At 50.5% G+C, this 1,310-nt stretch carries 1 protein-coding gene; it reads right to left on the minus strand.

What is annotated here, in order from left to right; translation table 11 throughout:
- Positions 1–102: 102 nt before the first annotated feature.
- Positions 103–1,269: a glycosyltransferase gene (locus tag Q0340_RS08100; RefSeq protein ID WP_298082889.1), complete on the minus strand. Its 1,167-nt coding sequence runs from the start codon at positions 1,267–1,269 to the stop codon at positions 103–105.
- Positions 1,270–1,310 lie beyond the last annotated feature (41 nt).

Raw genomic sequence — 1,310 nt, forward strand, 5'->3', positions numbered from 1 at the left:
TCAGCACCCGCGCCTTATGCCAGCCCTGCGGGATCCGCCACCAGTTATACCGCAGCGAAACGCCCGCTACGGCGGCAAAGATCAAAAAGGCTACAAAATAAATCATCTGAATTTCTCTCCGTTTTTATAGACGAACTCGCGCCACTCGTAAGGCTCGCTGTAAAAATCGCTCCGCTCGTTTTTATCTCTTCCGTTTGGTGCGTCGTGACGTTCGCCGCCGCTCTCGCTGCATTTTTCATCAGAAATTTTACCGCAGGCATCTGCGCCAAAGCTCTCTTCAAAGATCGTCTCAAGCATAAATTTTGCCACTCGGGCGGCGTTTGCGATCTTTAGCGTCTTGGCTCTGCCGCGCTGCGCGATACGCGCATATTCGCCGCTAGCAAGAAGGCATTTGATCTTTGAAAAGCAATCCGCAGGACCGTCAAAATAAACTATCTCCGAGCCATCCTCGTAAAGCCGCTCAAACCCCGCGATCTTGGGGCTAAAAGTGCAGACGCCGCATCCTAAAAACTGCGCCATACGGTCGCTCGCGCCGAGCAATTTATGAGCGCGCGCGCACTCAAGCTCGTCGTCGCGATTAAAATTTATCGCGATCTTCGCAGCCGCGATCTCGCGATGAAATTTATCGCCGAATACGACAGGCGCGCCGAGGCTTGCAAAAATTTTAAGCCTAAGCCCCTCTTTTTCGCAAAAATCGCGCAGCAAAAGCGCAAATTTATACCTCACGTCCTCTTGATAATCGCGCGCTATGTAGATTACGTCGGTCGTTTTAGCGGCGTCTAGGCGTCTATCAAACGCCGCGTCGGAGATGTTTGGGAAAAAGGCGAATTTCGCGCCGTATCTTGCCGAAAGATCGCGCAGCTTCAGCGCATTCGCCCAAAAAAACACGTCGATAAAGCTTAGCTTTTCGAAAAATTCCCGTTTTTCTTGCAGATGATCGACGTACCAGATCGCGATTTTAATCTTAGGAAGCGCCGATTTTATCGCCCGCAGCGCGCTAAGACTGATCTTTTCGCCTTTGCCGATTAAAAGCAGATCGGCGCCGATATTTTCGCAGATACGCACGAGCTTGGCGTTCATCTTCTCTAACCCGCTGTTTTTCAGCCCGCAAAAGCGCAGGCTCCGCTCCCAATCGCGGTAGCTAAAATCATAGACGAAGTGTCCGCTGCGAACGAGCCCGTGGCTGATCTTACGCTCCATACCGTAGAAAAAATTACCGTCGTCGTATTCGTTGAAAATACCGCAATGCACGATCTTTAGGCTTCGCATAACAGCTCCTCGTAGTAATTTTTAAGCGAGCTAATATAATT

The sequence above is a fragment of the uncultured Campylobacter sp. genome (assembly GCF_938045595.1).
Lineage (GTDB): Bacteria > Campylobacterota > Campylobacteria > Campylobacterales > Campylobacteraceae > Campylobacter_B.

Bases quoted from the DNA above. Each gene is read 5' to 3' on its own strand.
- Q0340_RS08100 (WP_298082889.1), bottom strand. From the start codon at position 1,269: ATGCGAAGCCTAAAGATCGTGCATTGCGGTATTTTCAACGAATACGAC.